At 68.3% G+C, this 26,936-nt stretch carries 28 protein-coding genes, 1 riboswitch and 1 other annotated feature; of the genes, 18 read left to right on the forward strand and 10 right to left on the reverse strand.

Annotated elements, in window-relative coordinates; all coding sequences use genetic code 11:
* Positions 1-74 precede the first annotated feature (74 nt).
* The gene (locus MWN34_RS06345; RefSeq protein WP_247027729.1) at positions 75-1,337 is read left to right on the forward strand and encodes a Zn-dependent hydrolase; all 1,263 of its coding nucleotides are present in this window, start codon (positions 75-77) and stop codon (positions 1,335-1,337) included.
* A gap of 11 nt (positions 1,338-1,348) precedes the next feature.
* On the forward strand, positions 1,349-2,806 hold the full coding sequence (gene hydA / locus MWN34_RS06350; RefSeq protein WP_247027731.1) for a dihydropyrimidinase: 1,458 nt from the start codon (positions 1,349-1,351) through the stop codon (positions 2,804-2,806).
* Between the two features lie 3 nt (positions 2,807-2,809).
* On the opposite strand, the gene MWN34_RS06355 is transcribed toward hydA, so the two are convergent.
* Positions 2,810-3,730: an SDR family NAD(P)-dependent oxidoreductase gene (locus MWN34_RS06355; protein WP_247027733.1), complete on the reverse strand. Its 921-nt coding sequence runs from the start codon at positions 3,728-3,730 to the stop codon at positions 2,810-2,812.
* 322 nt (positions 3,731-4,052) lie between these two features.
* On the opposite strand from MWN34_RS06355, the gene MWN34_RS06360 reads away from it, so the two are divergent.
* Positions 4,053-5,252 carry a multidrug effflux MFS transporter gene (locus MWN34_RS06360; protein WP_247027735.1) on the forward strand — a complete coding sequence of 400 codons (1,200 nt, stop codon included), beginning with the start codon at positions 4,053-4,055 and terminating at the stop codon, positions 5,250-5,252.
* A 178-nt stretch (positions 5,253-5,430) separates the two neighbouring features.
* Positions 5,431-5,838, forward strand: a complete 408-nt coding sequence (locus MWN34_RS06365) for a DUF1236 domain-containing protein (protein WP_247027737.1) — start codon at positions 5,431-5,433, stop codon at positions 5,836-5,838.
* 73 nt (positions 5,839-5,911) lie between these two features.
* Here the strand turns inward: MWN34_RS06365 and MWN34_RS06370 are convergent, their stop codons facing one another.
* The 3 genes from MWN34_RS06370 to MWN34_RS06380 all read right to left on the reverse strand — a co-directional run bounded on the left by MWN34_RS06370 (position 5,912) and on the right by MWN34_RS06380 (position 7,525).
* Positions 5,912-6,454 (reverse strand): NUDIX hydrolase, encoded by a 543-nt coding sequence (locus MWN34_RS06370; RefSeq protein ID WP_247027739.1) that lies wholly within the window; start codon positions 6,452-6,454, stop codon positions 5,912-5,914.
* A gap of 95 nt (positions 6,455-6,549) precedes the next feature.
* Positions 6,550-6,762: a hypothetical protein gene (locus tag MWN34_RS06375; RefSeq protein ID WP_247027741.1), complete on the reverse strand. Its 213-nt coding sequence runs from the start codon at positions 6,760-6,762 to the stop codon at positions 6,550-6,552.
* Between the two features lie 97 nt (positions 6,763-6,859).
* Positions 6,860-7,525 (reverse strand): phosphatase PAP2 family protein, encoded by a 666-nt coding sequence (locus MWN34_RS06380; RefSeq protein ID WP_247027743.1) that lies wholly within the window; start codon positions 7,523-7,525, stop codon positions 6,860-6,862.
* Positions 7,526-7,698: 173 nt separating this feature from the next.
* Here MWN34_RS06380 and MWN34_RS06385 point away from each other — a divergent pair, with 173 nt between their 5' ends.
* The 7 genes from MWN34_RS06385 to MWN34_RS06415 all read left to right on the forward strand — a co-directional run bounded on the left by MWN34_RS06385 (position 7,699) and on the right by MWN34_RS06415 (position 13,750).
* Positions 7,699-7,854 carry a hypothetical protein gene (locus MWN34_RS06385; RefSeq protein WP_247027745.1) on the forward strand — a complete coding sequence of 52 codons (156 nt, stop codon included), beginning with the start codon at positions 7,699-7,701 and terminating at the stop codon, positions 7,852-7,854.
* Between the two features lie 21 nt (positions 7,855-7,875).
* A complete protein-coding gene (locus tag MWN34_RS06390; protein ID WP_247027747.1) occupies positions 7,876-8,067 on the forward strand; it encodes a DUF3008 family protein in 192 nt (63 codons plus the stop codon).
* 98 nt (positions 8,068-8,165) lie between these two features.
* A complete protein-coding gene (locus tag MWN34_RS06395) occupies positions 8,166-10,502 on the forward strand; it encodes an MHYT domain-containing protein (RefSeq protein ID WP_247027749.1) in 2,337 nt (778 codons plus the stop codon).
* A 79-nt stretch (positions 10,503-10,581) separates the two neighbouring features.
* Positions 10,582-10,716: riboswitch (TPP riboswitch) on the forward strand.
* 54 nt (positions 10,717-10,770) lie between these two features.
* A complete protein-coding gene (gene thiO, locus MWN34_RS06400; protein WP_247028345.1) occupies positions 10,771-11,784 on the forward strand; it encodes a glycine oxidase ThiO in 1,014 nt (337 codons plus the stop codon).
* Positions 11,762-11,959, forward strand: coding sequence for a sulfur carrier protein ThiS (gene thiS, locus MWN34_RS06405; protein WP_247027751.1), 198 nt, complete (start codon positions 11,762-11,764; stop codon positions 11,957-11,959). The genes thiO and thiS overlap by 23 nt, the downstream gene beginning before the upstream one ends.
* A gap of 16 nt (positions 11,960-11,975) precedes the next feature.
* Positions 11,976-12,779, forward strand: a complete 804-nt coding sequence (locus MWN34_RS06410) for a thiazole synthase (RefSeq protein WP_247028346.1) — start codon at positions 11,976-11,978, stop codon at positions 12,777-12,779.
* A gap of 365 nt (positions 12,780-13,144) precedes the next feature.
* Entirely contained in the window at positions 13,145-13,750 is a 606-nt protein-coding gene (locus tag MWN34_RS06415) for a thiamine phosphate synthase (RefSeq protein ID WP_247028347.1), read from the forward strand.
* Positions 13,751-14,129: 379 nt separating this feature from the next.
* Here MWN34_RS06415 and MWN34_RS06420 read toward each other — a convergent pair whose 3' ends face one another.
* A complete protein-coding gene (locus tag MWN34_RS06420) occupies positions 14,130-15,611 on the reverse strand; it encodes a SulP family inorganic anion transporter (protein WP_247027753.1) in 1,482 nt (493 codons plus the stop codon).
* A gap of 68 nt (positions 15,612-15,679) precedes the next feature.
* Positions 15,680-15,735, reverse strand: a sequence feature (sul1 is cis-regulatory element that is thought to sense ions involved in sulfur or methionine metabolism; They are found in Alphaproteobacteria).
* 252 nt (positions 15,736-15,987) lie between these two features.
* On the opposite strand from MWN34_RS06420, the gene MWN34_RS06425 reads away from it, so the two are divergent.
* Positions 15,988-16,827, forward strand: a complete 840-nt coding sequence (locus MWN34_RS06425) for a DUF2865 domain-containing protein (RefSeq protein ID WP_247027755.1) — start codon at positions 15,988-15,990, stop codon at positions 16,825-16,827.
* A 30-nt stretch (positions 16,828-16,857) separates the two neighbouring features.
* Here the strand turns inward: MWN34_RS06425 and MWN34_RS06430 are convergent, their stop codons facing one another.
* From MWN34_RS06430 to MWN34_RS06440, 3 genes are all read right to left on the reverse strand, one after another.
* Positions 16,858-18,006 (reverse strand): coiled-coil domain-containing protein, encoded by a 1,149-nt coding sequence (locus tag MWN34_RS06430; RefSeq protein WP_247027757.1) that lies wholly within the window; start codon positions 18,004-18,006, stop codon positions 16,858-16,860.
* A 220-nt stretch (positions 18,007-18,226) separates the two neighbouring features.
* Positions 18,227-18,802 carry a DUF1134 domain-containing protein gene (locus tag MWN34_RS06435; RefSeq protein ID WP_247027758.1) on the reverse strand — a complete coding sequence of 192 codons (576 nt, stop codon included), beginning with the start codon at positions 18,800-18,802 and terminating at the stop codon, positions 18,227-18,229.
* Between the two features lie 797 nt (positions 18,803-19,599).
* Positions 19,600-20,460, reverse strand: coding sequence for a 3'(2'),5'-bisphosphate nucleotidase CysQ family protein (locus MWN34_RS06440; RefSeq protein WP_425532064.1), 861 nt, complete (start codon positions 20,458-20,460; stop codon positions 19,600-19,602).
* A gap of 265 nt (positions 20,461-20,725) precedes the next feature.
* Between MWN34_RS06440 and chpT the strand changes: the two genes are divergently transcribed.
* From chpT to MWN34_RS06465, 5 genes are all read left to right on the forward strand, one after another.
* Positions 20,726-21,421: a histidine phosphotransferase ChpT gene (chpT, locus tag MWN34_RS06445; RefSeq protein WP_247027760.1), complete on the forward strand. Its 696-nt coding sequence runs from the start codon at positions 20,726-20,728 to the stop codon at positions 21,419-21,421.
* Positions 21,422-21,586: 165 nt separating this feature from the next.
* Positions 21,587-22,393, forward strand: coding sequence for a chemotaxis protein CheW (locus tag MWN34_RS06450; RefSeq protein ID WP_247027762.1), 807 nt, complete (start codon positions 21,587-21,589; stop codon positions 22,391-22,393).
* A gap of 153 nt (positions 22,394-22,546) precedes the next feature.
* Positions 22,547-22,879 carry a DUF2946 family protein gene (locus tag MWN34_RS06455; protein WP_247027764.1) on the forward strand — a complete coding sequence of 111 codons (333 nt, stop codon included), beginning with the start codon at positions 22,547-22,549 and terminating at the stop codon, positions 22,877-22,879.
* Positions 22,880-23,033: 154 nt separating this feature from the next.
* Positions 23,034-23,342: a CopM family metallochaperone gene (copM, locus tag MWN34_RS06460; RefSeq protein WP_247028349.1), complete on the forward strand. Its 309-nt coding sequence runs from the start codon at positions 23,034-23,036 to the stop codon at positions 23,340-23,342.
* 111 nt (positions 23,343-23,453) lie between these two features.
* Complete coding sequence (locus tag MWN34_RS06465) at positions 23,454-24,287, forward strand: class I SAM-dependent methyltransferase (RefSeq protein ID WP_247027766.1); 834 nt, start codon at positions 23,454-23,456, stop codon at positions 24,285-24,287.
* Positions 24,288-24,446: 159 nt separating this feature from the next.
* Here MWN34_RS06465 and ctrA read toward each other — a convergent pair whose 3' ends face one another.
* Positions 24,447-25,148, reverse strand: coding sequence for a response regulator transcription factor CtrA (gene ctrA, locus MWN34_RS06470; protein ID WP_247027768.1), 702 nt, complete (start codon positions 25,146-25,148; stop codon positions 24,447-24,449).
* A 596-nt stretch (positions 25,149-25,744) separates the two neighbouring features.
* On the opposite strand from ctrA, the gene MWN34_RS06475 reads away from it, so the two are divergent.
* Entirely contained in the window at positions 25,745-26,140 is a 396-nt protein-coding gene (locus MWN34_RS06475) for a flagellar export protein FliJ (RefSeq protein ID WP_247027770.1), read from the forward strand.
* A 13-nt stretch (positions 26,141-26,153) separates the two neighbouring features.
* Here MWN34_RS06475 and MWN34_RS06480 read toward each other — a convergent pair whose 3' ends face one another.
* On the reverse strand, positions 26,154-26,813 hold the full coding sequence (locus MWN34_RS06480; RefSeq protein WP_247027772.1) for a GNAT family N-acetyltransferase: 660 nt from the start codon (positions 26,811-26,813) through the stop codon (positions 26,154-26,156).
* Positions 26,814-26,936: the final 123 nt, after the last annotated feature.

Genomic DNA, 26,936 nt, shown 5'->3' on the forward strand with positions numbered 1-26,936 from the left:
TTGCCGGCTTCCCATTGCCTTTGCCAATCTCCTGCCCACGCCCAAATCAGCGGCAATCGGTTCAGGAGTGCTTCATGTCCGCGTCCAGCCCGCCCGCGCCCCGCGACAATCTCCGCATTCGCGGGGAGAGGTTGTGGGACAGCCTCATGGAGATGGCGGCCATCGGCCCCGGCCTGCGCGGAGGCAACAACCGCCAGACGCTGACCGATTCCGACCGCGAGGCACGTCTTCTCTTCGCGCGCTGGTGCGAGGAGGCGGGACTGACGCTCGCCGTCGACCAGATGGGCACGATGTTCGCCCGCCGCGAAGGAGCGGATCCCGACGCCCTGCCGGTGATGCTGGGCTCGCATCTCGACACCCAGCCGACGGGCGGCAGGTTCGACGGCGTGCTCGGCGTTCTCGGCGCGCTGGAGGTGGTGCGCACGCTGAACGACCTCGGCATCCGTACCCGCCGGCCGATCGAGGTGGTGAACTGGACCGATGAGGAGGGAGCCCGATTTGCCCCGGCCATGGTCGCCTCGGGCGTCTATGCCGGCGCCTATGGACTTGACTGGGCCTATGGGCGCACCGATGCGGAGGGCAAGACGCTGGGCGCGGAGCTGGAGCGCATCGGCTTCAAGGGCGAGGAGCCGGTCGGCGCCCGCAAGGCTCATGCCTATCTGGAACTCCACATCGAGCAGGGACCGATCCTCGAGGATGAAGGCATCGACATCGGGGTGGTCACCCATGGCCAGGGGCTGCGCTGGATCGAGGTGACGTTGACCGGAAAGGAGGCGCATACCGGCTCCACCCCAATGCCGAAGCGGGTGAATGCCGGGCTCGGCGCGGCGCGCATCATCGAGCTGGTCGACCGGATTGCCTGGAGCCATGCGCCGCTCGGCGTCGGTGCGGTGGGCCGGCTGGATATCTCGCCCAATTCGCGCAACATCATTCCGGGCAAGGCGGTGTTCACCGTCGACTTCCGCCATCCCGACCTCGCCGTGCTGAGGGCGATGGAGGCCGAGTTGCGTGAAGGCGCGGCGGCGATCGCGCAGGAGATGGGACTCGGCCTCGCCATCGACGATGTGCAGGGCTTCGATCCCGTCGCCTTTGACCCGGCCCTGCTCGAAAGCATCCGCGATGCGGCGGGCCGGCTCGGCTACTCCCATCGCGACATCGTCTCGGGCGCGGGCCACGATGCCTGCTGGATGAATAAGGTGGTGCCCTCGGCGATGATCTTCTGCCCCTGCGTGGACGGCCTGAGCCACAATGAGGACGAGGCCATCACCCCGGAATGGGCCGCGGCCGGAACCGAGGTTCTGCTGCACGCCGCCATCGAGACCGCCGGCATTGTCTGAGGGAGGGGGCCATGTCCATTGTGATCAAGGGCGGCACGGTCGTCGCCGCCGACCGCTCCCATGCCGCCGACGTGCTGATCGAGGGCGAGACCATCGCGGCGATCGGGCCGGACCTTGCGGGTGACACCGTGCTCGATGCCGAGGGTGCCTTCATCATGCCCGGCGGCATCGACCCGCACACCCATCTCGAAATGCCCTTCATGGGCACCACGGCGGCCGAGACCTGGGAAAGCGGAACGGCAGCGGCGCTGGCGGGCGGCACCACGATGGTGGTCGACTTCGTCATACCCGAAGGCGACGATCTGCTTGGCGCGCTGAATATCTGGGAGGAAAGGGCAACCCGGCAGGCCTCCTCCGACTATTCCTATCACATGTGCATCACCGGCTGGTCGCAGGCCATTTTCGAGGTGATGCCGCAGGTGGTGGCGCGTGGCGTCAACAGCTTCAAGCACTTCATGGCCTACAAGGGCGCGCTCATGGTCAATGACGACCAGATGTTCGCCTCGTTCCAGCGCTGCGCCGAGCTCGGCGCATTGCCGCTGGTCCATGCCGAGAATGGCGACATCGTCGCCGCGCTCCAGCAGAAGCTGCTGGCGGATGGCATCACCGGGCCGGAAGGGCATGCCTTCTCACGCCCGCCGGAAGTGGAGGGCGAGGCGACCAACCGTGCCATCATGATCGCCGACGCCGCGGGAGTGCCGGTCTACATCGTCCACACCTCCTGCGAGCAGGCGCATGAAGCCATCCGCCGAGCGCGGCAGAAGGGGATGCGGGTCTATGGCGAGCCCCTGATCCAGCACCTAGTGCTCGACGAAAGCGTCTATGCCAATGCCGATTGGGATTACGCGGCACAGCGCGTGATGTCGCCGCCTTTCCGCGACAAGGCACATCAGGACGGCTTGTGGGCCGGGCTTGCGGCGGGTTCGCTCCAGGTGGTGGCGACCGACCATTGCGCCTTCTCGGCCGAGCAGAAGCGCATGGGGCTCGATAACTTCACCCGCATCCCGAACGGAACCGGCGGGCTGGAGGACCGGCTCCCGGTGTTGTGGACCAAGGGCGTCGAAACCGGCCGGCTGACGCCCAACGAGTTCGTGGCAGTGACCTCCACCAATATCGCCCGGATCCTCAACATCTATCCGCGCAAGGGCGCCGTCCTTCCCGGCTCCGATGCCGACCTCGTCGTGCTCGACCCGAAGCTCGGCAAGACCATCTCGGCGGCGCGACAGGCCTCGATCATCGACTACAATGTGTTCGAGGGCGTCGAGGTGCGGGGGCTGCCGCGCTACACGCTGTCGCGCGGCGAGGTGGTACATTCCGCCGGCCGCAACGAGGCGCCCCGGCCCGGGCGTGGGCGCTTCGTGCCGCGCCCCTCTTTTCCTGCGCCGCACCGCGCGCTGTCGACGTGGAAGGAGATCGTCGCACCGCGGGCCGTGGTGCGGGATCCGGCATTGATGCCGATCGGCGTATAGGCGTCAGTCGTCGTTGGAAGCGTTCAGCTGCTCGACGGGCGTGCCTTCGTCCGGCCTTGTCGACGGGCCGGCGGAGGCGAAGGCGGCGAAGGCGGCGAAGTCGCCCTGATAGTCGGGGTGCCAGCGCGAGAGCGGGGGGCGATTGTCCACCACGTCCCCCGCCGCCCAGAGGATGCGGCGCTCATCGAGCGCGCGGTCGACCTCGTTGTCGGGGCACAGAATATAAAAGTCGCCCCGCTCCAGCGCGCCCAGCATGAAATCCACCGTCTGCTCCGGCGTCCATGCGCCGGCCGGCTTTTCGGTGCGTCCCTTGGCGGCGAGCGGGGTGAACACGAAGCCGGGGATGAGCAGATGCGCACTTACCTGGCAGCTGGGGGTGTTGCGCAATTCGTGCTGCAGCGCCTCGGTGAAGGCCTTCACCCCAGCTTTCGAGACGTTGTAGGCGGGATCGCCAGGCGGCGTGGTGATGCCCTGCTTGGAGCCGGTATTGATGATGAGCCCCGGCAGGCCGGAGGCCGCCATGGCCGGGCCGAAAACCTGCGTGCCATGGATGACGCCCCACAGATTGGTGCCCAGCACCTTCTCCCAGTTCTCCGAAGGCCCGAAGATGTCGCTGCCGGGCTGGGTACCGGCATTGTTCATCAGCACATGCACCGGTCCGAACGCCGCCTCGACCTGGGTGCGCAGCCATTCGAGATTGGAGCGGTTGCCGACATCGGTTGCGATCGCGAGCACGGCCGCTTCCTCGCCCTGCGCCGCGCGCGCCACCTCGATCCGCGCCCGTTCCAGCGCCGCGTCCGGCAGGTCGGCCAGCACGACCTTCATTCCGACGCCCGCAAAGGCCTTGGCGGCGGCAAGCCCGATGCCGGAAGCGCCGCCGGTGACGACGGCGACATGCGAGGGGGACAGCGCGGGATGGGCCATGGAACTCTCCATTTGGACGGCGACGCGGACAGGCGAAGCGCGGGCGGTATCGGGGAAGGATATGGGGCGCGGCCTGCGGGAAGCGAGCCCCTGTCCTGTGCCCATCTCCTGCGCCCGTCTCCTGCCGATCTACGCGGATGTGGCGCAGCGGGCATAGGGTTTCCGCGCGAATTGCGGCATAAGGCGCCGATCGCCGGCTGTTGGGCCGTCGCCTGCCGTCACAGAAAGTCCCGCGCCCGTGTCCGCTGTCCGTTCCCAGATCGTCCGTCCCGCCGCTGCCGCAACGCCCGATACCAGCGGATCGCCGCCCCCGGCCCACGGCATGAGCTTCCGCATGTTCGTGGCCTTCATCGCCATGCTGATGGCGACCAATGCGATCAGCATCGACTCGATGCTGCCGGCCCTGCCGCAGATCGGGCAGGCGCTGGGCATCGAGGCTGGCAACCATGTCCAGCTCGTCGTGACCGCCTATCTGCTCGGCTTCGGCGCCGCGCAGATCATTTATGGCACGCTGTCGGACCGCTTCGGTCGGCGTCCGGTGCTGATCGTCGGGCTGGTGCTGTTCGTTCTTGCATCACTCCTCGCCATGTCCGCTCCCTCCTTCGAGGTTATGATGGTGGCGCGGGTGGTGCAGGGCGTCGGCGCCGCGGCGACGCGGGTGCTCGCCATGTCGATCGTGCGCGACTGCTATTCCGGGCGGCAGATGGCGCGCGTGATGTCGCTCGCCTTCATCGTCTTCCTCGCCGTGCCGATCCTTGCGCCGTCGATCGGGCAGATCATTCTGCTGGTTGCGCCGTGGCGGGGCATCTTCGGCCTGCTGGTGCTGTTCGGGGTGGTGACGCTGCTGTGGGTGGTGATGCGCCTGCCGGAGACGCTGCACCCTGAGGACCGCACGCCGATTTCCCTCGCCGGAATCCGCCATGCGGTCGGCCTCGTGCTCGGCAGCCGGGTGACGGTTTTCTATACGCTGGCCATGACCATGGCGATGGGCTGCCTGTTCGGCTTCATCAACTCGGCGCAGCAGATCTTCGCCGAAACCTTCAAGGCGCCGCACCTGTTCACGACGGTGTTCGCGCTGATCGCCCTCTTCATGGCGCTGTCCTCGCTGCTCAATGCGCGCATCGTCGGCCGGCTCGGCATGCGCAAGGTTTCGCACACCGCGCTCTTCGGCTTCATCATCGCAGCCGTCGCCCATGGCGCGGTGGCGGTTGCCGGCTATGAGACGCTGTGGACCTTCGCCGTTCTGCAATCGGCGATGATGTTCTGCTTCGGCCTGATGGCCTCGAACTTCAATGCCGTGGCGATGGAGCCGGTCGGCCATGTGGCGGGCACCGCCTCCTCGCTCATCGGCTTTGCCAGCACGGTAGGCGGCGCATTGCTCGGCTTTGCGCTCGGCCAGCATTTTGACGGCACGACCCTGCCGCTGACAGTGGGGTTCGGCGTGCTGGGATGCTGTGCGCTGGCGATGGTGCTCATTGCTGAGCGGGGCCGGCTGTTTCACGCCGGCCAACCCCCCCGATGAGTGGAGGCCGATAACGCGGACCAGGGTGGAATGTTCCTGAAATAATGCCCTCGTGTTCTCCTTGTGGCGAGAAGATGTCTTCAAATAGACGTCGCCGATTTGTTTTGTGTCAATGGAACGGAGAAGTTGGATCGACGTTGATTGGCGGAACCGAATTGGTGTTCACAAGGAGATGATCATGATACGCCAAGCCATCTTCGCCAGTGCGATCCTTCTCGCGATTCCCGTGGCCGCCAATGCACAGGACGGCGCAGGTGTTGCTGCCGGGGCGACGACCGGGGCTGTCGGCGGTGCTCTGGTCGGCGGTCCGGTGGGCGCGGTTGTCGGCGGGGTAGCCGGCGCCGTTGTCGGCGGTATTTCCGACGACCAGCGCTCTCGCTTCCATACCTATGTCGTCGAGGAGCGGGTACCGTCCTACACCTATGACCGCCAGGTCGTCGTAGGCTCCGAACTGCCCGCGAGCGGCGTGCGCTATTACGATGTTCCCGCGGACTACGGCCAGACCCAGTATCGGTACACGGTGGTGAACGACCAGACCGTGCTGGTGGATCCGCGGACTCACCGCATCGTCCAGATTATCAACTGACCTGTGAATGCCCATCCCGGCGGAAGGGTCGGGATGGGCATCGCTTCCCTCTGCCGGGACCAAGGCGGCGCGGTCAGCTCGTCTGCAGGTCCCGTTTTTCGGCGTTCGTCTTGCGCAGCTTCGAACTGCGCTTGTGCTTGCCGGAGCCGGGCGAAGGCTCCTTCTTGCCGTGTTCCAGCCGCTCGGCAAAGTCGACGATCAGGCTGGAGAGGTCCAGTTCCTCCACCAGCAAGGCCGCATCGCGCGCTGGCAACCATTGCTGTGAGCGCTCATGGCGCTCCGGCCAGTCGGCGAGCTGGCGGGTAACCTTCATCGGATAGACGGCGACCTTGACCAGCAGGAAGATCTGCTCGAGTCGCTTCCAATATTCATATTCGCCGAATTTCTTGCGCGAGACGCTGCCGACGGCACCGGCTTCCTGACGCGCCTCGATCTGGGCGGCCTTCCAGTCCTTGACGTTCCTCATGGGCCATCCTTTTGGGATGACGGCCCTGCGCGTCTCGCGGGAGCTCAGCACGAGCACCTCGACCTTGCCATTCGCATCCAGACGATATGGCAATGCCGCAACCTGTCGCCTTCCGCCCTGAGCAGCTGCCTTTTGCAGCTTCGACTTCATATCCCTGTTCTGTCCTTCCCCGGTCGCCAACCGGCGGATCGCGCACAGTCACCTGAACCGCCGCACCGCGCGTCGTTCTCCGCCAGCAACCTTGCTCAATGCGTGGGGCCGGCCATTGCCAGGATCGCGCGCGCGACGTCCTTGGTTACGCGGCGCTTGTACTTGCGGTGAACGAGCTGGCCATTGTGGTAGATGTCTTGCTCGACATACAGGATCTCGCCGTCCCACCGCAGGACGTTATCCGACTCGATCGTCTCGATCACGCCCATTTCGGCGATGAGCAGACCCTCCGGTGCCTTCCTCGACATGCCTTCACTCCCACTCGACCCGCCGTGTTGCCCCGGCACGGAGGTGATCATAGCGCGGGCGAGAGCGTCCACAACTGTCTGTGCACATGCTTCGCAACTAGACCGGCAGAGTGTCCGCCGGAGCCTGGCCCTCGATCCGGCCGCGCCTCTGCAGTGCGAGTGCCAGGGTCCAGCAGGCCAGCGCCCATGCGCTGCCGGCGCACCAGCCGCCGAGCACGTCGGTCGGCCAGTGCACGCCGAGATAGATGCGGCTGGAGCCGACCAGAAGCGTAAGGAAGATGGCCGTGCCCACGATGTAGCTCCGCCGTCGTCGCGAATCCTGCGTGCGGGCGAGCAGGGCGCCGAGGGTGAGGAACGTCACCGCCGACAGCATCGCGTGGCCGCTGGGAAAACTCAGCGTGTGCACGTCGACGAGATGCGAGACGAGATCCGGCCGCGGGCGGTCGAAGCCGCTCTTCAAGGCGAAGCTGAGTCCTGCGCCTCCGGCAATCGCGACGGCGATGAAGCCTGCGACGGCCCGCTTGCCGTCGATCAGAAGATAGCCGATCGCGATCAGAGTGGTCAGGCTGAGCACCGAAACGCTGCCCAGCGCGGTGATGTCCAGCATCATGATTTTCAGCCATTGCGGCCCGAGCGGGTCGGCCGGATCGGCCGGGTTGCGGAAGGCGACCAGCAGGCGCTCGTCGAAAGCATGGGTGTCGCCTTCGATCACCGCGTTCGCGATCACTGCGAAACCAAACAGGAAACCTGCCGCCGCCAGCAATCCGAGCAGAGGGCCCCATTCGTTCGGAAGGTAGCGCCGGATCAGGCTTTCCGAGGACCGGGCAGACGGAGGGTGCGGAGGTGTGGTGTCGCACAACGGTGGCGCGGAGCGGGGTGGCAAGGCGAGGTCCTTCTCGTGATGTATCCCACCTCAATCTGGAACAGGATATCGCCATGGCCAGTATGGGGAACCAAACTCCGTTGTCTGCCGTTGAGACAGCATCACATCAATGGAGGGACGACCAAATGATGAAGGGTGGACTTCTCTGGCTCATTGGCATCCCGCTGCCGATCATTCTCGGCCTCTGGCTGCTGGGTTATCTGTCCTGATCCTGTCGAGGAGGAATGGCCATGCCCGCGAAATCCAAGGCGCAGCAAAAGGCGGCTGGTGCCGCGCTCGCCGCCAAGCGGGGCGATGAGAAGCCTTCCGATCTCAAAGGTGCTTCCCGATCGATGTACGAATCGATGAGCGAGAAGCAACTCGACGAACTGGCCTCCACCAAGCGCAAGGGCAAGCCTGAACACGTGAAGGCGGCCAGCTAGGCACATGGTTCAAACTGCGGCATCCTGCCGTGGTTGATGGATAATCCGGGACGCCGCTCGCACAGCCGGGCGGCGTCCTGCTGCATGATCCTGCGGGCATGGAAAGAATGGTCGGCGGCGCGGCTCATGATCCCCTGCTTGTGGTTCTGTCGGCGGTCATCGCGATCGCGGCGGGCTACACCGCGCTCGATCTGGCCGGCCGGATCCGCGACGCCGAACGTGCCTCGCGCTTCGGATGGATCGCCGCTGCCGCAGTCGTCATGGGTGGCGGCATCTGGGCGATGCATTTCGTCGCGATGCTGGCTTTCCGGATGGGACGGGACGTACCCTATGACGGCACGCTGACCCTTGGCTCCTTTCTGGTTGCCATCTCGGCCACGGGCACCGGTTTTCTGATTGCCGGTCGGGCCAGTGCGGGCCAGCTGTCCTATGCCCTTGGCGGCGTGCTGATGGGGCTCGGCATCTGCGGCATGCACTATCTCGGCATCAGTGCGATGCGCGTGGAAGCCCAGGTGTTCTATGAGCCCCTGCATGTGATCGCAGCGCTGGTCATTGCGGCCGGCGCGTCTACGGCGGCGCTCTGGCTGGCATTTCGCGCCAATTCGCTCCTGCAAAAAGGCGCCGCGGCCCTGGCAATGGGGTTCGGGGTCATCGGCATGCACTACATGGCGATGCATGGCACCCGATTCGACGTGGCTACGTCAGCTCCGCCCGTCATAGCCGATGGAATGCCACTCGATCATGTTCTGCTTGGCATCGCCATCACGGCGGCCACGCTGCTGGTACTCGGCGCGGCGATTCTGGCAGCCATGTATGACCGCCGCATCTCGGTTTTCGCGCGGCGCGAGGCGGACGCGCTGCGCCGGAGCGAGGAACGCTTCCGCCATCTTTATGCCCGCACCCCGTTGCCCCTTCATTCACTCAACGCCGCAGGCCGGATCGAGCAGGTAAGCGACCGTTGGCTGGCACTGTTCGGATATCGGCGGGACGAGGTGATCGGCCACGCTCTCACCGAGTTCATGACCCCTGAGTCCGCCCGCCAGCGCAACGAGCAGCACTGGCCCCGCCTTCTCAACGAAGGCGAGTTGCGCGAGGCGGAATACCGTCTGGTGGCCAAGAACGGGCGGGTGCACGACTGCATGCTTTCGGCCGTGGCCGAACGTGACGCGGACGGGCACATCACCTCGACGCTCTGCGGCCTGGTCGATGTCACGGAGCGCAGACGCGCCGAGGCGGCGCTGCGGCAGGCGCAGAAGCTGGAGGCGGTTGGTCAGCTCACGGGCGGAGTTGCCCACGATTTCAACAATTTGCTGGCGGTCATCCTTGGCAATCTGGAACTCGCCCGCAAGCGTGTGCCGGACGACCCGCGGCTGCTCCGATTGATCGACAATACCATCCAGGGCGCGCAGCGCGGCGCCGCCCTCACCCAGCGCATGCTTGCCTTTGCCCGGCGGCAGGATCTGAAGCCGGAGCCGGTGGACGTGCCGGAACTGGTGCTCGGCATGGCCGATCTCCTGCGCCGTTCCATCGGGCCGACGGTGAGGATCGAGATGCGGTTCCCGCTTGGACTGCCTCTCGCGCGGGCGGATGCCAACCAACTGGAACTGGCTCTCCTCAACCTTGCGGTGAATGCACGCGATGCGATGCCGGGTGGCGGCACCATCGTCATCGGCGCCCGGGAGGTGGAGATCGGGTCGGGCGACGAGCTTGCCGGGGACCCTGCAGCCGAAGGCCCGGTTCTGGCGCCCGGCCGCTATTTCTGCCTGTCGATCACCGACAGCGGGGAAGGGATGGATGAGGACACGCTGGCGCGGGCGACGGAGCCTTTCTTCACAACCAAAGGGGTAGGAAAGGGTACCGGGCTCGGCCTTGCCATGGTCCACGGCCTTGCGGCGCAATCAGGTGGCCGCCTGGTGATGTCCAGCGTGCGTGGGGAAGGAACGACGGCGGAGATATTCCTGCCCATCGCCATCGTGGAGCCGGCCGCGGAGCCGGAGATCGAGGTGGTCGCGACCTCGCAAATGCCCGACGGGCAAGGCGTCCGGGTGCTCGTGGTTGACGATGACGTGCTGGTGCTGACCTCTACCGCTGCGATGCTTGAGGATCTCGGTTACACCGTGACGGAGGCGTCGTCGGGCATGGAGGCCCTGCGCTTCATCGATGCCGGCGCGCCCTTCGATGTCGTTCTGACCGACCAGGCGATGCCGGGCATGACCGGGCTTCAACTCGTCGCGGCCATCCGCGAGCGCCGCCCGACGCTCCCGGCCGTGCTTGGTACCGGCTATGCCGAACTGCCCGAGAATGCGGATCCGGCCCAGCCGCGCCTTTCAAAGCCCTTCAGCCGCGATGCGTTGGAGCGGGCGATTCTGCAGGCCTGCCGGCCGCTTGGCGACAATGTCGTGAGCCTGCAGAAGAAGCTCAGGCGCGGCGACTAGCCCGTCTGCCGGGTTTGCGCGGTTTTTGTACGCGATCATCTTCGCCCACGGTGACATCCGGGCGGCAACACATTATATCAGTCGCGTCCGGGGGAGCCTCGTCAGGAGGCTGAGAGGCCATCGGCGCGACGGCGTTTCCCACGCCCAGCGGCATGGCGACCCTTTGAACCTGATCCAGTTTGGACTGGCGGAGGGAGGGGTGATGACATCTCCGAACAGCTACGACACCGAATCGACCCAGGCCGGAAAGGCCAATGTCGCCAATGAGATGCGTGTTGCCGTCGTTGGCGGCGGCGTGGCCGGTCTCACCTGCGCCCATGCCTTCGCGCAGCGGGGGGCCCGCGTTACCCTGATCGAACGTCGCGCGGCGACGGGGCAGGGCTGCTCGTGGTTTGCCGGCGGCATGCTCGCGCCGTGGTGCGAGCGCGAGAGCGCGGAGCCGCTGATCGCCGAGCTCGGCTTCGAATCGCTCGACTACTGGCGGCGCACTGTGCCGGATGTGCCGCAGGAAGGCAGCCTCGTGCTCGCCCCCCCACGCGATCTGCCTGATCTGAAACGCTTTTCCCGCCGCACCGAAGGTTATGAGTGGATCGACGGCGCCCGCATCGCGGCGCTGGAGCCGGACCTCGAAGGGCGCTTCGATCAGGGCCTGTTCTTCCCCACCGAGGCGCATCTCGAGCCGCGCAAGGCGCTCGCGGCGCTGACCACCAAGCTCACGGGCGAGTTCGGCGTGAGGATGGCTTATGAGTCCGATGTGGTGGACGATGAGTCCAGCCTCACCGCCGATGCCGACATCGTGGTCGACTGCCGGGGGCTGGCCGCGCGCGACCGGCTCGCTGACCTGCGCGGGGTCAAGGGCGAGATGCTGGTGCTCTTCACCCGCGAGATCGCGCTGAAGCGGCCCGTCCGCATGCTGCACCCGCGCATCCCGGTCTATGTGGTGCCGCGCGGCGACGGGCATTTCATGATCGGCGCCACCTCGATCGAGAATGACGAGCGCGGCCGCGTTACCGGGCGCTCCATGCTGGAGCTGCTCTCGGCCGTCTACCAGCTTCACCCGGCGTTCGGCGAGGCGGAGATCACCGAGATCGGCGCCGATGTGCGGCCCGCCTTCCCCGACAACCTGCCGCGCATCCGCAAGCGGGGGCGCACGATCTATGTGAACGGCCTCTACCGCCACGGCTTCCTCGCTGCCCCGGCCCTTGCCCGCAGGGCTGCGGAGGTGGCGTTCGAAGGGGCCTATTTCCCGGAGGTGATGGATGAAGATCGTCGTGAATGGTGAGGCCTCGGAAACGGGGGCGCGCACCCTCGCCGAGCTTCTGTCCGAACGCGGCCTTGCCGACGCGATCGTCGCCACCGCTCTGAACGGCGCGATGGTGCGCGCGGTGACCCGACCTGCGACCCCGCTCGCCGCCGGCGACCGGGTCGAGATCCTGGCTCCCATGCAGGGAGGATGAGATGGACGCGATGAACATGAATGCCGGCACCCCCGGCGCCGATCCGCTGGAGTTCTACGGCACGCAGGTCTCGTCCCGGCTGCTGCTGGGCACGGCGCAATATCCCTCGCCGGCGATCCTGGCCGACGCCATCCGGGCGAGCGGCTCGCAGATCGTGACGGTGTCGCTGCGCCGCGAGTCCGGGGTCAGCAAGGCGGGGCAGAGCTTCTGGTCGCTGATCAAGGATCTCGGCGTGAAGGTGCTGCCCAACACCGCCGGCTGCAAGACGGTGAAGGAAGCCGTCACCACGGCGCAAATGGCGCGCGAGCTGTTCGGCACGCCCTGGGTGAAGCTCGAGGTGATCGGCGAGGACGACACGTTGCAGCCGGACGTGTTCGGCCTGGTCGAGGCCGCGCGCATCCTGTGCCGCGACGGCTTCGAGGTGTTTCCCTACACGACGGAAGACCTCGTGGTGGCGGAGAAGCTCGTGTCCGCCGGCTGCGAGGTGCTGATGCCATGGGGGGCGCCGATCGGCTCCGGCCGCGGGCTGAACAACCCCTATGGCCTGCGCTCCATGCGCGCCCATTTCCCACGCATCCCGCTGGTGGTGGATGCCGGCATCGGCCTGCCCTCCCACGCCGCGGCGGCGATGGAACTGGGCTATGACGCCGTGCTGCTGAACACCGCCGTCGCCAAGGCCGGGGATCCCGCACGCATGGCCCGCGCCTTCGCCCGCGCCATCGAGGCCGGCCGCGAGGCCTTCGTCGCCGACCCGATGGAAGCCCGCGACATGGCGGCCCCCTCCACCCCGGTGATGGGGCGGGCGGTACTGGCGGATTGAGCCGGAGCGGGGGGCGTGTCCGTGCCGGACGCGACCCCTTACCCGGCCGCTCCCCATTGGGCAGGGGGCGTTTGCGCCGGCAGGTAGGGGCATGTCCGGTGCAGCACGCCCTGCGACGGGGGGCGCCTCGTAGGCACGAGGCCGGCTCAGGCACGAGGCCGGCGCGGCGCTCGGGTGAGGGCGGTGTCGGAATGGCCGGTGGCCATGATCCCTGGTCCCGGCCCTCACCCTTCGGGGAAAGGGGCTGGTGAGGCTTGCATCCGGCCAGGCGGCGGGTGAAGGACAGGGCACCCCGGCACGGGACCCAGAACGGTGCCGGGAGCGTTCCCGGCAGAGTGCACAGCATGAGAGGCCCGATGGCGCATATCACGCTCGACCCCTTCTATCTCATCGTGGATCGCGCGGCCTGGCTGCCGCGTCTGCTGCCGCAGGGCGTGAAGCTGGTGCAGCTGCGCGCCAAGGAGATGGACGAAGCCGCCCTGCGCACCGAGATCGCCACGGCTCGCGATTATTGCGAGCGCTATGGCGCGCAGCTCGTGGTGAACGACCACTGGAAGCTGGCCATCGAGGCCGGTTGCGACTTCGTTCATCTCGGGCAGGAGGATCTGGAGGTCGCGGACCTTCCCGCCATCCGTCGCGCCGGGATGCGGCTCGGCCTTTCCACCCATGACGAGGCGGAGCTGGAGACGGCGCTGGCCTGCGAGCCGGACTACGTCGCCCTCGGCCCGGTCTATCCCACCATCCTCAAGGCGATGCGCTGGGCGCCGCAGGGGCTGGAGCGGATCACGGCGTGGAAGGCGCGCATCGGTGCGGTGCCGCTGGTCGCCATCGGCGGCCTCACCATCGAACGCGCCGCCGGCTGCTTCGCGGCGGGCGCGGATACCGTGTGTGCGGTCACCGATGTGCTGCTGAATGCCGATCCCGAAAAGCGCGCAAGGGAATGGATCGCGGCGACGCGGGTGGCGGCCTGAACCCACGTCGCTTCCCGAGCTGCGGAAAGTCGTAACCTGCGGAAGGAAGCTCCCGGCGTTTCCCCGTCATTCGTGGCCGAGGAGCCCGCACCCCGGATCGGCAGGGCTGTGTCGCGGGCGGGTCGTGGGACTGCGAGGAAGCCTCGCGTGGCGCGGGCGCGCTTGCGATCGCAGCGAAGATACGCGCCGCCTTCCTCCACAGCGGAAGCTTGAGCGAGGGCAGGGGCATGATCGCGTCTCGACCCGATCCGCCCCGAGGCTCCGGCATGCGTGACGCCGGTGCATGGCAGAAGCGAAGGGCCATGCCGTGACCGGCCGCGCGGGCCGGCGGCGATGTCACCCGTCCACCCGCCCGCGCCGTTTCGTCCTCTGCGCCGCTTCAGTGGCCCGGGCCGGCCCCCGCAACGCCTTTGTCGTGCACCGCGAAGCGGTCGATCATGGTGGCGCTGGCCTCGTTCAGGCCTTCTACCGTGACGCGCGCGCCGCCCTTGCGCAGGCGCTCCACCGCCTTGTCCAGCGCGCCGACTGCGGTGATGTCCCACAGATGGGCGTGAGTGAGGTCGATCAGCACCTCCCGCGGCTCCACGTCCAGCTCGAAGCCGCGCTGGAAGGGTTCGGCCGAGGCGAAGAAGATCTGGCCGCGCACGCGAAAGACGACGCGCTCCGTCGCTTCGTCGATGTCGCGCTCGATGGCGACGAGGCGGGCCACCTTGCCGGCGAAGAACACGCCCGACAGCAGCACACCGGCCAGCACGCCCAGCGCAAGATTGTGCGTGGCGACCACCGTGACCACGGTGACGACCATGACCACCGAGGACGAGGCGGGGTTGCGGCGTAGATCGATCAGCGAGCGCCAGGAAAAGGTGCCGATCGACACCATGATCATCACCGCGACCAAGGCGGCCATGGGGATGATGCGCACGAGATCGTCCAGCACCAGGATGAGGAACAGAAGGAACGCGCCGGCGACGAAGGTGGAGAGCCGGCCGCGCCCGCCGGAGCTGACATTGATGACCGACTGCCCGATCATCGCGCAGCCGCCCATGCCGCCGATCAGCGCGGAGGCGATGTTGCCGGCGCCCTGTCCGACACACTCCTGGCTCTTGCTGCTGCTGGTGTCGGTCATGTCGTCGACGATCTGCGCCGTGAGCAGCGATTCCAGCAGGCCGACCGCGGCGAGCGTGATCGAATAGGGCAGGATGATCTTCAGCGTCTCCAACGTGAACGGCACGTCCGGCAACGCGAAGTGCGGCAGGCTGGAGGGCAGCGCGCCGAGATCGCCCACCATGCGCGGATGCAGGCCGCTCCACCAGCAGAAGGCGGTGAGCGCGGCGATGGCGACCAGCGGCGAGGGTACCGCGCGGGTGAGGCGGGGGAACAGATAGATGATCGCGAGGCCGGCGGCGATCATCGGATAGGTCTCGAACGGCACGCCGACGAGTTCCGGCATCTGCGCCAGGAAGATGAGAATGGCGAGGGCGTTGACGAAGCCGGTGATGACCGAGCGCGAGACGAAGCGCATCAGCCGCCCGACCCGCAGGGCGCCGCCCAGGATCTGGATGAGGCCCATCAGCACGGTCGCGGCGAAGAGGTATTGTACACCGTGGTCGCGCACCAAGCTGACCATGACGACCGCGGTCGCGGCGGTGGCCGCCGAGATCATGCCCGGCCGGCCGCCGAGGATTGCGGAGACGCAGGCGATGGCGAAGGAGGCATAGAGCCCGACCTTTGGATCGACCCCGGCGATGACGGTGAAGCCGATGGCCTCCGGGATCAGGGCGAGGGCGACGACGATGCCGGCGAGGACATCGGCACGGATGTTCGAGACCCAGTCTCGAACGTAACGGGAGCGGTGGATCATGTGCGGGGAAAATCGCAAGGCAGAGCGCCCGCCGGAGGCGGTGTCGGATGACGGGACGGGCGCACATGCATTGTCCGGCGGATCGGCGGCCGGAAGAGCCACCCGGAATCGCACCGGGTCCTGACGAATGACCTACACCTAACCGAAGGTTCGCTGCAGTGCAATGTGGACAGGACTCCGGGGCCGGGGCAGCGTGACGGAACGTGACGGCGAACGAATGCCGCCGGTCGGCGTTGGCGTTTGGCGCGGGGCCGGCGAGCGCGGGGGAGAGATGTGCTCGCCGGGCATTTGGGCTAAAGCGCGGTCAGGGACGATCGGAGGGCTTCCGGTCGGATCGCAGGATGCTCCGGGAAACGGCAGCCGGATGGGACATTTGATGAGCATGGCGGCAAGGCGTATCGGGGCGGTGATGGCGGTGGGGCTGGTGATCGGCCTTTCGGCACCGGCTTTCGCGCAGAATCCCTTCACCGATTTCCTGCGCGGCGTGTTCGGTGGTGGCGGCGATTCGGGCGGTTCCCAGCAAGTGCCCAACCGGCGCGAGAATTCGCGCGGCGGCGGCTTCTTCGGGCGCGGCAATGGCGCGGTGGCGCCCGATTCCAGCGGCTATGGCGCCGGGCAGGCGCCGCAGCCGCAGGTCATGGTGCCGGACAACGGACCGCAGCCGGTGTCCAACGGCATTGGCGGAGGCATCGCCTATTGCGTGCGCACCTGCGACGGCCACTATTTCCCGCTGACGCCGGTGAGCGGCGACACCCGAATAGCTGCCGAGGGGCGCTGCCAGGCCTTCTGCCCGCAGGCCGAAACGGCGGTCTATGTGTCGTACAGCCGCGAGGCGGGCATCGACGGCGCGCGTGGTTCGGACGGGCGGCCCTATGCCTCGCTGCCGGCAGCCTTCGCCTATCGCACGGCGATGAATCCCGCCTGCACGTGCACCGGCACCAGCCCGTTCGGCGTCGCCAGCGTCGACGTCGACATGGATGCGACGCTGCGGCCCGGCGATTATGTGATGACCGAGACCGGACCCATGGTGTTCCAGGGCACGCCCGTGGTGCCGCACCAGCCGGGTGATTTCGTGTCCGCCGACGGCGATGCCCGTCTCTCGGCCTCGACCCGCAAGGAGCTGGAGGCGCTTAAGCTGGCCGGGCGGCCCTCCGGCGCGCCGACTTCGGCGCCTTCCACGCCGGTGCCGCCGGGCGGCACCAGCCTCAAGCCATAGCGGACCCGCGTTCCGGGGTCCGGCCGGCGCTCACATGTCCATCTTTGCCGGCGCCGCCGCCTCGTCCTCGCGCGGCATGAGGCGATGCGGCTCGTCCGGCAGCGCGACGTTATGCGGGGGCCGGATGCCCTGCGCCGCCCGGATCTGGAGAGCCCGGATGCGCTCGACGAGGTTCAACGGACGCGCAACCTGCGTCGGGTCGGTGGTGGCGTCCGCCGCCGCGCCATTCGCCGCCACGCTGTTCGCTGTTTTGCCCCGTCCGCGTCCGCGCTTGCGGGCCGAGGGGGGCGGAGAGGCGCCGTCGAGGATGGCGGTGATCGGCGAGCCTTCGCCTTCCAGCGTCGCGGTCATGCGGGCGACTTCGGCGGCGATGTGGCCGATGGTGTCGCGCAACCGTGCCGATTCCATGGGATCGGGCAAGGCGGGCGCGCGTTCCTCCTGCTGCTGGCGGTGCGCCTCGCCGAGCCGGCGGGCGAGTTCGGCGGCTTCCTCGCGGGCGGCGGCGAGCGCGGTTTCGGTGCCGGCGAGGCGGGCCTCGGTGGCATCGCGTGCCGTGCGCTCGGCGGCGAGCGTCTCCTCGAGCCGGGTGAGCGTGGCGAGGTCGCGGGCAACCGTGCGCTCCAGCTCCCCGACGCGCTGGGAGAGCCCTTCGGCGCGCGTGGCGACAGCGGCATTCTCGATGCGCCAGCTTTCCTCGATGCCGTCGGCTTCGGCGGTGCGGCTGCGGCTCTCGGCGAGTTCGGCCTGCGCGGTTTCGAGCCCGGCGCGCATTTCGGCGAGCGCGGCTTCATGGGCGTCGCGCTCGGCTTCCGCGGCTTCGGCGCGCGCGAGGGTGGCGCGCCGGCTCTCCTCGAGGTCCGCAAGCTCGGTGGAGAGGGCGGCACGATCGGCGTCCAGCTCGCCGATCCGCACGACATGGCGCGAGCGCTCGACCTCGCCTTCGGCATGCTGGGCCTGCATCGCGTCGAGCTTCAGCTCCAGCCGGCGCACGGCAACCGCGAACTGGGCGCGCAACTGGTCCTTGTCGGCAAGGAATTCCGTCATCGAGACCGGCAGGGCCCGCTCGATGCGCAGCGTGGTCAGCCGCACCGCCCGCCGCCACACCGCCGGCAGAATCAGCAGTGCCAGCAGCGTCGCAGCCAGAAAACCCAGCGCGGCATACATGATCATCTCGACCATGCCGTCGTCCCATGTGTTCGGATCGAGGAGCGCGATCCATCCGCGGCCGGCGCCTGCCGAAAAAGGCTCGTCGCCCGCATGGTGAGCTTATCGCTCCCGTGCCGCGCCGGCCATGCCTGTTGGCCGATGGCCGTGCATAAGTGCCATGCCTGTTGGCCGATGGCCGTGCACGCCCCCCATGCCGGGGATGGATAGCTGGAAATAAAGCCCACCGCCCGGCTCAGAACGGGTTCCACGTCGCCTGCGGCGTGAACTTCAGATAGCCGACATTGGCGCCGAGGCGCACGCCGACGCCGGAGCGGATCGGCACCACCACCATCGGGTCGGAGGCGAGCGCCGTCATGCCGAAGCCCGCGACGAAATAGGCCGAGCCGGAAATCCCGCCGAAGCGACGGAAGATGTCGTTGATGGAGTTGAGGTTGTAGACCAGGATCATGGTCCGCGCGCCGTCGCCGCCGAAGTCCCAGCCGAGCGAGGGGCCCTGCCAGAACACCTTCAGGTCGCCGGCATTGCGGGTGTAAAGCGTGCCTTCGCCATAGCGCAGGCCTGCGACGAAGGAGCCGGAACCCTCCTGCCCGAGGATATAGCCGTTCGGCTGGCCCCAACGGCTCACCGCCTTCTCGATGGAAAGCGCCAGCCCGCGCGACACCTCGCCGAAGAAACCGTGCCCCTTGGTGATCAGCTCGTCCGAGGAGTAGGAGCCGGTCTGCTGCTGCTGCTGGGCCGCCGCCGGCGTGGCGGCAAGGGGCAGCATGAGAAGAGCGAGGCAGGCGAGGAGAGAGCGCAAGGTCGGCATGGTGGGTCTCGCGAATGGGCTTGAGGGCGTTCGTTCGAGGGACGTCAGCGACGGGTGCGAACCGGGGTCGGGCAATGGACGATACTTAGCACGGCAATTGCGCGCCGGAACACGTGCGCAGCAAATCCGGGCATGAATGGGGATGAGAGGGCATGAAGCGTTAAGGAATGCCCACCTGTGCGACGCAAGGCGGCGTGGGGTGGAGATTTCGGGCGGTTCGGGCCTCCCATGCGGTAGCCGCGTCCGGCGGGGTCGCCGTCACTGCGCCATCCTTGGGGCCTGACAATGCCGGATGGGAACGGGAGCGCGTTGGCGAGGCGGGGCACGCGATGCGACGTTGTTGAAGGGAAGGAGCCGGAAGGAAAAAAGCCGGAAGGAAAGGGCAGGCCCGGTTCGCGGAACCGTTCCGCCCCTCACCCGGCGCTGCGCGCCGACCTCTTCACCATGGGGAAAGGTTCAAAAAGGGGCGTGCCCCCTGGCGTCCGGCGCTCCGTCCGAGCCGGGCCAAGCCTCGCCGGGTGGTTCGCTTTCTCTCCCGCTCGGCGCGACGTTCAACGGCGTGACTGTGGAGCGGCGCTTCGGCCGGGTCGATGCGTACCCGGTTGGCGGGCTCCCTCTCCCGGTCGGGGAGAGGGCAGCGGTGAAGGGCCCGTTCTTCGATCGCATCGCGCCAGCGCCGCGTGGTTCTGCCGGAGCCCGCCGCCTCCGCGTGAAGAGACGCCGGGCGGGCGGAGCCGGCCATGACGGCAGCGGGCGCGCGGCGTATGCGTTCGCACGTTGCCGGCGCGCGTCCCGCCTCAGTCCATGCCCGGCCCGGTGGCGAGGAAGCCGGGGACGCGGTAACCCTCCTGGCTACGGCCATAGGGCAAAGGCGATCCGTCCGGGCGGGTGACGGTGCCGCCGGCGGCGCGCAGCAGGGCATGGCCGGCGGCGACGTCCCATTCCATCACCGGCGACAGGCGCGGATAGACATCGGCCCGGCCTTCCGCCACCAGCCCGAATTTCAGCGCCGAGCCGCAGGAGACGCGCTCGGCAACCGGAAGAGTGCCGAGCAGGGCGGTGGTGTGCGGGTCGAGATGCGAGCGGCTCGCCACCGCCACCAGCCCTTCGGCCGGGCGCGGGCGGCAGCCGATCCGCGTCCAGCCGGCCGCATCGGCTGCGGCGCCGGGAGTGCGTTCGGCGGTGAAGGCCCCCAGCGCGCCGAACCGCCCGCCCGCGCTGCCGACGAACAGCCGACCGATCGCCGGAGCATAGATGAGGCCCAGCGTCGGCACGCCGTCTTCCACCAGGCCGACATTCACCGTGAACTCGCCGCGCTCGGCGACGAATTCGCGGGTGCCGTCCAGCGGATCGACCAGCAGGAAGGTCGCGGCCGGGCTTTCGCCGCGGCCCTGCGATACGGCCTCCTCCGCAATCACCGGCACGCCGGGCAGGATATCGTGGAGCCGCGCGCGCAGCAGCGCCTCGGCGGCGAGGTCGGCCGCGGTGACCGGGCTCTGGTCGGCCTTGGCCTCGGCGCGGATTCCCTCGGCGCGGATGCGCATGATCTCGGCGCCGGCGGCCAGCACGGCCTCGGCGAGTGCGACCACCTCGGCAGGAAAGCGGGGAGAGGTTGAGCGGGGGGCGGCTGAATTCTGGGGCTGCATGGGATCGGACATATGGGATCGGACGATCGGGACCGGGAGGCGGCAAGCGCGGGCGGAGGCGGAAATAGGCGGGCGGAGAGGGCAGCTACAGGCCGTTCGCGCCCCCGCGAGTTGGCGGGCGCGCGAGGGCGGTGTATCACCGCGCGATACGAACCGCACGCTCCGCCCTGCGATTCGCGCCTGTTCGCCAGCCGCATGCCCTGCCGCCTGCGGTTCGCCTCTCCGCCACGCCGCCCGCCTGACGAGTGCCGGGCCGCCAGACTTGCGACGGACCTTCATGACCGCCATCGACCTCGACAAGCTCGATCTCGCCGCGCTGCTGTGCTCGCGCGTCTGCCACGACGTGATCAGCCCGGTCGGCGCGATCGTGAACGGGCTGGAAGTGCTGGAGGACGAGAACGACGCCAGCATGAAGGCCTTCGCGCTGGACCTCATCGCCAAGAGCGCGCGGCAGGCCTCGGCCCGGCTGCAATTCGCCCGCCTCGCCTTCGGCGCCGCCGGTTCGGCCGGGGCGCAGATCGACACCGGCGATGCCGAGCAGGTGGCGCGCGGCTTCATCCAGGACGACCGCACCACGCTGGAATGGCACGTGCCGCGGGCCTATCTGCCCAAGAACCGGGTGAAGCTGCTGCTGAACCTGCTGATGGTGGCCGGCGCGACCATTCCGCGCGGCGGCACCATCGCGGCGGACGCCGAGGGCGAGGGCGAGACGGCGCGCTTCATCATCACCACCCGCGGCTCGCATGCCCGTATCCCGAACCACATGGAGACGCTGCTCTCCGGCGGCGCGCCCGAGGGCGGCTCGATCGACGCCCATGGCGTGCAGCCGCACTATACCGGCCTGCTGGCCCGCGAGGTGGGGATGGGGATCACGCTCGCCATGACGGGAGAGGGCGACGGCGTCGTCATCACTGCCGCACCCGGCGAGAAGGCCGCCGAAGCCGCTGTCGCCGGTGAGCCCGGCACGGTCTGAGCGGCGAGCGGCAAAAAATGGCGAAGGCGTGACGAAAACGCCGGGTCGTTCAAACCTGCGCCCGCGGTTTCAGGCCATGTTAACGCGTGGCCGCCACAGTCACGGAACCGGCCGGCGATTCCTTTCGTCGCGGGCCGGTCCCGCAACGATCACCGCCGGCGTCCCATGAAGAACAACCGCACCGAGGTCCTCGTCTTCGCGCTCGACGGCATGCGCTTCGCGCTGCCCTATGAGAACGTGGTGGAGCTTCTGCCGGTCGACGGCGAGCGCTGGCACTCCCTCGCCGTGATGGCGGAGGCCGGCACGCTGAAGGGGACCGGGCTGGCCCTGCTGAGGCTCTCGGCCCGGCTCGGGCTGGTTCGGCCGGGGCAGGCCCGGCGCGAGGCGCCGCGGGCCGGGGCGCTGCTGCTGATCGGGCAGGGCGGGCGCGTGCGCGGCACGGTGCTGCTCGACGCCGAACCGATTCTCGAAACCGCCGAGGTGCTCCCCATCCCCGCCGCGGTCGCGACCGCCCATATGCCAGCCGGCGAAATGATCGCCGGCATGGCGGTGCTGCCGGGAGGCACCCGCGCCATCCTGCTCGACCTGCCCATCGGCATCGCCGCCACCCGCACCAGGCCGGCCGAGAAGCTGCGCGCGCTCGTCGTCGCCCCCTCGGGCGAGGCCTGCGAGCGGCAGGGCCTCGCGCTGCGCGAACTCGGCTACGAGGTGTCGCTGGCGGACGATCCGCGCGCGCCGACGCTCTCCGGCCGGCGCTATGACATCGTGCTGGTCGATCTCGACGCCTATGGCGCGGCGCTCGACCGGCTGTGCGGGGCGAGCCGCGACATCGCCCCCGCCGACCGGCCGCGCCTGATCGGTATCGCCCGCCGTGCCGGCGCGGTGGTTCCGCCCGGCTTCGACGCGGTGCTGGTGGCGGGCGACACGCGCGGCCTCGTCCGGGCGCTGCTGCGCGGCACCCGCGCGGCCTGACCGTTTCAACAACTCGTCGGCCAGCCCGCCTCGCGTCACCGGCCCGGGCCGTGCTAGCCTCCCGCCATGATCCGCATCGCCCGTCCCAGCTTGCTCAACCCGTCGCGGCTCCTTCGGGGCCGCATGCCGGCATGGCTGCGCGGACTGGGACTCATGCTCGGCCTGCTCGCGGTGCTGGCGCTGCTGCCGGCTCCTTTGATCGCCGCTACGATGAGCGCATCCCCCGCAGCCTCGGATTCCATCGGCCCGATGCCGTGCCACGAGGGCATGGTGGCCGCCACGGATGGCGGCATGAAGGACGACCGTGGCGGCGCGCTTCCGGCGCCGCATCTGTGCTGCGCGCTGGCCTGTCTCGTCGCCGCCCCGCCGGTCGACCTGCCGCTCTCCCCGCCGGCCCGCGTGCGCGTGGCGTGGGACGCGATGCCGGTGGCGAGCCTCATCGGCCGATCGGTCGATCTGCCCGAGCCGCCGCCCAGACCTGCCTGAAACGATGCTTGCGCCGCGCGGTTGATGCCGTGCGCCCCACATTCCCTTTCAGGAGACCATCATGATGTCTTTCAACCCCCGGTCCGCCCTGCTGCGCGCCGCCGCCTTCGGCCTGCTCACCCTCGGCCTGACGGCGGGCGCCGGCGCCGAGACCATGAACATGCAGCACAAGCACGAGATGCCGGGCACGACGGCGGCCGGCGACATGTCCGCATCCTCGCAGGCCTACATGGCCGTCAATGAGCGCATGCACAAGGCGATGTCCATGCACATGACCGGCAATGCCGATGTCGACTTCGTACGCAGCATGATCCCGCACCACGAGGGCGCGGTGGAGATGGCGAAGGTCGAGCTGCAATACGGCAAGGATCCCGAACTCAGGAAGCTGGCCGAGGACATCATCGCGGCGCAGGAGCGCGAGATCGCGTTCATGCAGGCGTGGCTGCAGAAGAACGGCCAGTAGCGTCGCCCGCGGCAGGGCCGTTCGGAAAGACCGGCCCTGTCGCAACCGCGGGCCTGTGCGGTTGCGGAGTTTGAGCTAGGATGCGTCCGGCCCCGGCCGGAGGTGGCAGCCATGTCCGCGAGCGACGACAGGCCGGAACCCGCCGGCGACCGGGTTTTCGCCGGTGCGGTTCCCGAGCTTTATGAGCGGCTGATGGTGCCGCTGATCTTCGCGCCCTATGCCGAGGTCCTGGCCGCGCGCGTGGCAGAGCTGGCCCCGCGCCGGCTGCTGGAAACCGCCGCCGGCACCGGCGCCGTCACCCGCCGCATGGCCGCCGTGCTGGCGCAGGATGCGCGCATCGTCGCGACCGATCTCAATCCTGCCATGCTGGAGGTGGGCGCCCGTGTCGCGCCGGAGCCATGCATAAGCTGGCAGCAGGCGGACGCGCTGGCGCTGCCTTTCGCGGAGGCCGGCTTCGACGCTGTGGTCTGCGCCTTTGGGCTGATGTTCTTTCCCGATCGGGTGAGGGGGCTTGCCGAGGCGCGGCGGGTGCTGGTGCCGGGCGGAACGCTGCTGCTCTCCGTGTGGGACACGATCGCCACCAACCTGCCCGCCGCGGCGGTGACGCAGGCGCTGGCGGCGGAATTTCCGGACGACCCGCCGCTTTTCCTCGCCCGTACGCCTCATGGCCATTCCAGCCTCGATCGGCTGCGGGCCGAGATGGCGGAGGCGGGCTTCGCGACGTTCGCCGCCGAGGTGGTGACGGGGACGGCCCATGCGGCCGCGCTGCCGGAGGTGGCCGCGGCCTTCTGCCAAGGCACGCCGCTGCGTGCGGAAATCGAGCAGCGGGCGCCGGGCCGGCTGGGGGAGGTGACGGCGCGGGTTGCCGACGCGCTGCTGCGCCGGTTCGGCCCGGAGCCGGTCGATCTGCCTCTGCAGGCGCTGCTGGTGCGCGGCCGGCGCTGACGGGAGGCGCTGTCCGGTGGATTGGCGAAACGCGAAAACCCCGCCAGCGGGCGGGGTCATCGAATGCGGCCAGGCGGATGGTCGTGTGCATTTGGTCGCGCAGCGAGGCGTCTCGCGCAGATCGTCTCGCGCGTTTCGATGCCTCCCGGGAGCGGCGGATCAGCCCGCCGCCAGTTCCATCACTTCGTTGGGCTCGCGCAGCACATAGCCGCGGCCCCACACGGTCTCGATGTAATTGCGCCCGTCGGAGGCATTGGCGAGCTTCTTGCGGAGCTTGCAGATGAAGACGTCGATGATCTTCAGCTCAGGCTCGTCCATGCCGCCATAGAGATGGTTGAGGAACATCTCCTTGGTCAGCGTGGTGCCCTTGCGCAGGGAGAGGAGCTCCAGCATCTGGTACTCCTTGCCGGTGAGGTGCACGCGCGCCCCGCCGACTTCGACCGTCTTCGTGTCGAGATTGACCACGAGGTCGCCGGTGGTGATGACCGACTGCGCGTGGCCCTTGGAGCGACGCACGATGGCGTGGATGCGCGCCACCAGCTCGTCCTTGTGGAACGGCTTGGTGAGATAGTCGTCGGCGCCGAAGCCGAGGCCCTTTACCTTGTCCTCGATGCCGGCGAGGCCGGAGAGGATGAGGATCGGGGTCTTCACCTTGGCGACCCGGAGGCCCTTCAGCACGTCGTAGCCCGACATGTCCGGAAGGTTCAGGTCGAGCAGGATGATGTCGTAATCGTAGAGCTTGCCGAGATCGACGCCCTCTTCGCCGAGGTCGGTCGTGTAGATGTTGAAGCTCTCGGATTTGAGCATCAGCTCGATGCTCTGCGCGGTCGCGCGGTCGTCCTCGATGAGCAAGACGCGCATTCCAATCCCCTTCCCTCGCCACGGCCCCCAGGGGCGGTCGCAACCGGCCTTCGCGACCGGGCTTGACTTGAGCCCCGCGCCCGGCACGCACACCGATTCGACATCCATGCCAATAGGGTTAACAAAACTCGATTCCCGGGCACAAGCAGAAAGACAGGGTGTGTACGAGTCTTGCCGCAATGGCCTGGAGTCTCATCGAAATTCGAAACACCAGAGCTTGGTTCAGGATGTGAAGACGTGCGTCTAAGTGAATCCAGGGACTCCGCTTTTCATGGCAGAGCCCTTCGTTACCGGACGGTGTGCCGATCATTAACGGAGCCGGTAAACAAATCGTTTCCAAGGCTGTGGATGAGGCTTAACGCGGTGATTTTCCTTGTGCCGCCGGCCGCAGCGTCACGCGCTGGATGCGCGAGCGTGCGTCGGAGCGTCGCGCCGCCCGGGGAAACCCTATCCCGGTATGGCGCGGCACCCTTCCGGGCCGGGTAAGGAACCGGCAATGACTCCGCGTCATCATGCTTTTGCCGGCCGGGGAATGTGGGTCTGGCCGGGGCGCCGACCGTTGAGGGGCGCCCGCGTGAGAGCGGAGTATCGTGTCGATGAAGTCCCGTGACACCGTCGTGCGGCTGAAGCGTTTCCAGACCGAGGAAAAGCGCCGGCAGTTCCTGCAGATCGAGACCATGATCGCCGAATTCGAGCGCATGGCCCACGATCTCGACCGGGAAATCGCCGTCGAGCACCAACGCGCCGGCATCAGCGACCCGACGCATTTCGCCTATCCGACCTATGCCCGTGCCGCCGCCGGGCGTCGCGACAATCTGCGCGCCTCCGCCGACGAATTGAAGCAGCAGCTCGACGACGCCCGCGCCGCCTATGAGGCGGCGCTGGAAGAGCTGAAGAAGATCGAGACGCTGGGCGAGCGCGCCGCCGACACGATGGACCTCGCCGCCCGCGCTTCCCAGCGCCCGCGCGGCCGGCCGGCGCTGTCCGCCTGAGGGCGGTGCGGGCTCATTCTGCCGTCAGCATGGGAAAATGCCGGGCCGCATCCGGCGCCAGCACACCCCCGGCGCGGGGATCGTCGGCGATCTCGACAGCCCGCCCCACCGGCCGGAAGCCGGCCTTGATATAGAAGGGCAGGGCGCCCGGGTGGTCCAGCGTGCAGGTGTGCACATGCACCCGCTTGGGCTGCACCCGCTCCGGCCGGCTGGCGAAGGCCAGATCCAGCGCGCGATTCATCAGGAAGCGTCCGGCGCCTGAGCCGACCAGCTCCGGCACCAGCCCGACAAAGGCCAGCTCGACCTCGCCCGGCACCCGGAAATCCAGCTCCACCAGCCCGAGATCCGCGCCCGCGCGGCGCAGCACATGCACGCCGACATCGGGGTGTCCGATGATGGCGCAAAGCGCCGCGTCGTTCATGCGCAGCCGCGAGAACCAGAGCCAGTCCTCGCCGATGCGGCGGAACAAGGCGCGGTACCAGCCGGGATCCGGCGCCTCGACCCGATCCAGCGTGAAGCCGTCCGTGCCGCGCTCGGGCAGCGGCGCCGGGCGCGCGGTCATCTCCAGGAAGGTGACGATGCAGGCGATCTTGCCGGGTGGCACGGTGGTGTAGCCGTCGAGATCGAGGAGGACGGTGCTGGCTTGGGTCATGAGGCGGCCGGTGGGTGTCATCTGCGGTTTCGCGGTTGTTTAGGCGGCGCGGCGAGCGGCAGCAAGGTGGCGGGCCTATGCCCGCTGTGCTTTCCTCGCCGCGGGGCGCCCGCGCACCTTCACAGGGCGAATTTTTCAGATATG

Origin of the sequence: Ancylobacter crimeensis (genome assembly GCF_023016805.1) — a bacterium.
Classification (GTDB): domain Bacteria; phylum Pseudomonadota; class Alphaproteobacteria; order Rhizobiales; family Xanthobacteraceae; genus Ancylobacter; species Ancylobacter crimeensis.

Excerpts from the sequence above, each read along its gene's own strand:
- MWN34_RS06345 (WP_247027729.1), top strand. The coding sequence starts at position 75 with ATGTCCGCGTCCAGCCCGCCCGCGCCCCGCGACAATCTCCGCATTCGC.
- hydA (WP_247027731.1), top strand. The coding sequence starts at position 1,349 with ATGTCCATTGTGATCAAGGGCGGCACGGTCGTCGCCGCCGACCGCTCC.
- MWN34_RS06355 (WP_247027733.1), bottom strand. The coding sequence starts at position 3,730 with ATGGCCCATCCCGCGCTGTCCCCCTCGCATGTCGCCGTCGTCACCGGC.
- MWN34_RS06360 (WP_247027735.1), top strand. The coding sequence starts at position 4,053 with ATGAGCTTCCGCATGTTCGTGGCCTTCATCGCCATGCTGATGGCGACC.
- MWN34_RS06365 (WP_247027737.1), top strand. The coding sequence starts at position 5,431 with ATGATACGCCAAGCCATCTTCGCCAGTGCGATCCTTCTCGCGATTCCC.
- MWN34_RS06370 (WP_247027739.1), bottom strand. The coding sequence starts at position 6,454 with ATGAAGTCGAAGCTGCAAAAGGCAGCTGCTCAGGGCGGAAGGCGACAG.
- MWN34_RS06375 (WP_247027741.1), bottom strand. The coding sequence starts at position 6,762 with ATGTCGAGGAAGGCACCGGAGGGTCTGCTCATCGCCGAAATGGGCGTG.
- MWN34_RS06385 (WP_247027745.1), top strand. The coding sequence starts at position 7,699 with ATGGCCAGTATGGGGAACCAAACTCCGTTGTCTGCCGTTGAGACAGCA.
- MWN34_RS06390 (WP_247027747.1), top strand. The coding sequence starts at position 7,876 with ATGCCCGCGAAATCCAAGGCGCAGCAAAAGGCGGCTGGTGCCGCGCTC.
- MWN34_RS06395 (WP_247027749.1), top strand. The coding sequence starts at position 8,166 with ATGGAAAGAATGGTCGGCGGCGCGGCTCATGATCCCCTGCTTGTGGTT.
- thiO (WP_247028345.1), top strand. The coding sequence starts at position 10,771 with ATGCGTGTTGCCGTCGTTGGCGGCGGCGTGGCCGGTCTCACCTGCGCC.
- thiS (WP_247027751.1), top strand. The coding sequence starts at position 11,762 with ATGAAGATCGTCGTGAATGGTGAGGCCTCGGAAACGGGGGCGCGCACC.
- MWN34_RS06410 (WP_247028346.1), top strand. The coding sequence starts at position 11,976 with ATGAATGCCGGCACCCCCGGCGCCGATCCGCTGGAGTTCTACGGCACG.
- MWN34_RS06420 (WP_247027753.1), bottom strand. The coding sequence starts at position 15,611 with ATGATCCACCGCTCCCGTTACGTTCGAGACTGGGTCTCGAACATCCGT.
- MWN34_RS06425 (WP_247027755.1), top strand. The coding sequence starts at position 15,988 with ATGAGCATGGCGGCAAGGCGTATCGGGGCGGTGATGGCGGTGGGGCTG.
- MWN34_RS06430 (WP_247027757.1), bottom strand. The coding sequence starts at position 18,006 with ATGGTCGAGATGATCATGTATGCCGCGCTGGGTTTTCTGGCTGCGACG.
- MWN34_RS06435 (WP_247027758.1), bottom strand. The coding sequence starts at position 18,802 with ATGCCGACCTTGCGCTCTCTCCTCGCCTGCCTCGCTCTTCTCATGCTG.
- MWN34_RS06440 (WP_425532064.1), bottom strand. The coding sequence starts at position 20,460 with ATGTCCGATCCCATGCAGCCCCAGAATTCAGCCGCCCCCCGCTCAACC.
- chpT (WP_247027760.1), top strand. The coding sequence starts at position 20,726 with ATGACCGCCATCGACCTCGACAAGCTCGATCTCGCCGCGCTGCTGTGC.
- MWN34_RS06450 (WP_247027762.1), top strand. The coding sequence starts at position 21,587 with ATGAAGAACAACCGCACCGAGGTCCTCGTCTTCGCGCTCGACGGCATG.
- MWN34_RS06455 (WP_247027764.1), top strand. The coding sequence starts at position 22,547 with ATGCTCGGCCTGCTCGCGGTGCTGGCGCTGCTGCCGGCTCCTTTGATC.
- copM (WP_247028349.1), top strand. The coding sequence starts at position 23,034 with ATGAACATGCAGCACAAGCACGAGATGCCGGGCACGACGGCGGCCGGC.
- MWN34_RS06465 (WP_247027766.1), top strand. The coding sequence starts at position 23,454 with ATGTCCGCGAGCGACGACAGGCCGGAACCCGCCGGCGACCGGGTTTTC.
- ctrA (WP_247027768.1), bottom strand. The coding sequence starts at position 25,148 with ATGCGCGTCTTGCTCATCGAGGACGACCGCGCGACCGCGCAGAGCATC.
- MWN34_RS06475 (WP_247027770.1), top strand. The coding sequence starts at position 25,745 with ATGAAGTCCCGTGACACCGTCGTGCGGCTGAAGCGTTTCCAGACCGAG.
- MWN34_RS06480 (WP_247027772.1), bottom strand. The coding sequence starts at position 26,813 with ATGACACCCACCGGCCGCCTCATGACCCAAGCCAGCACCGTCCTCCTC.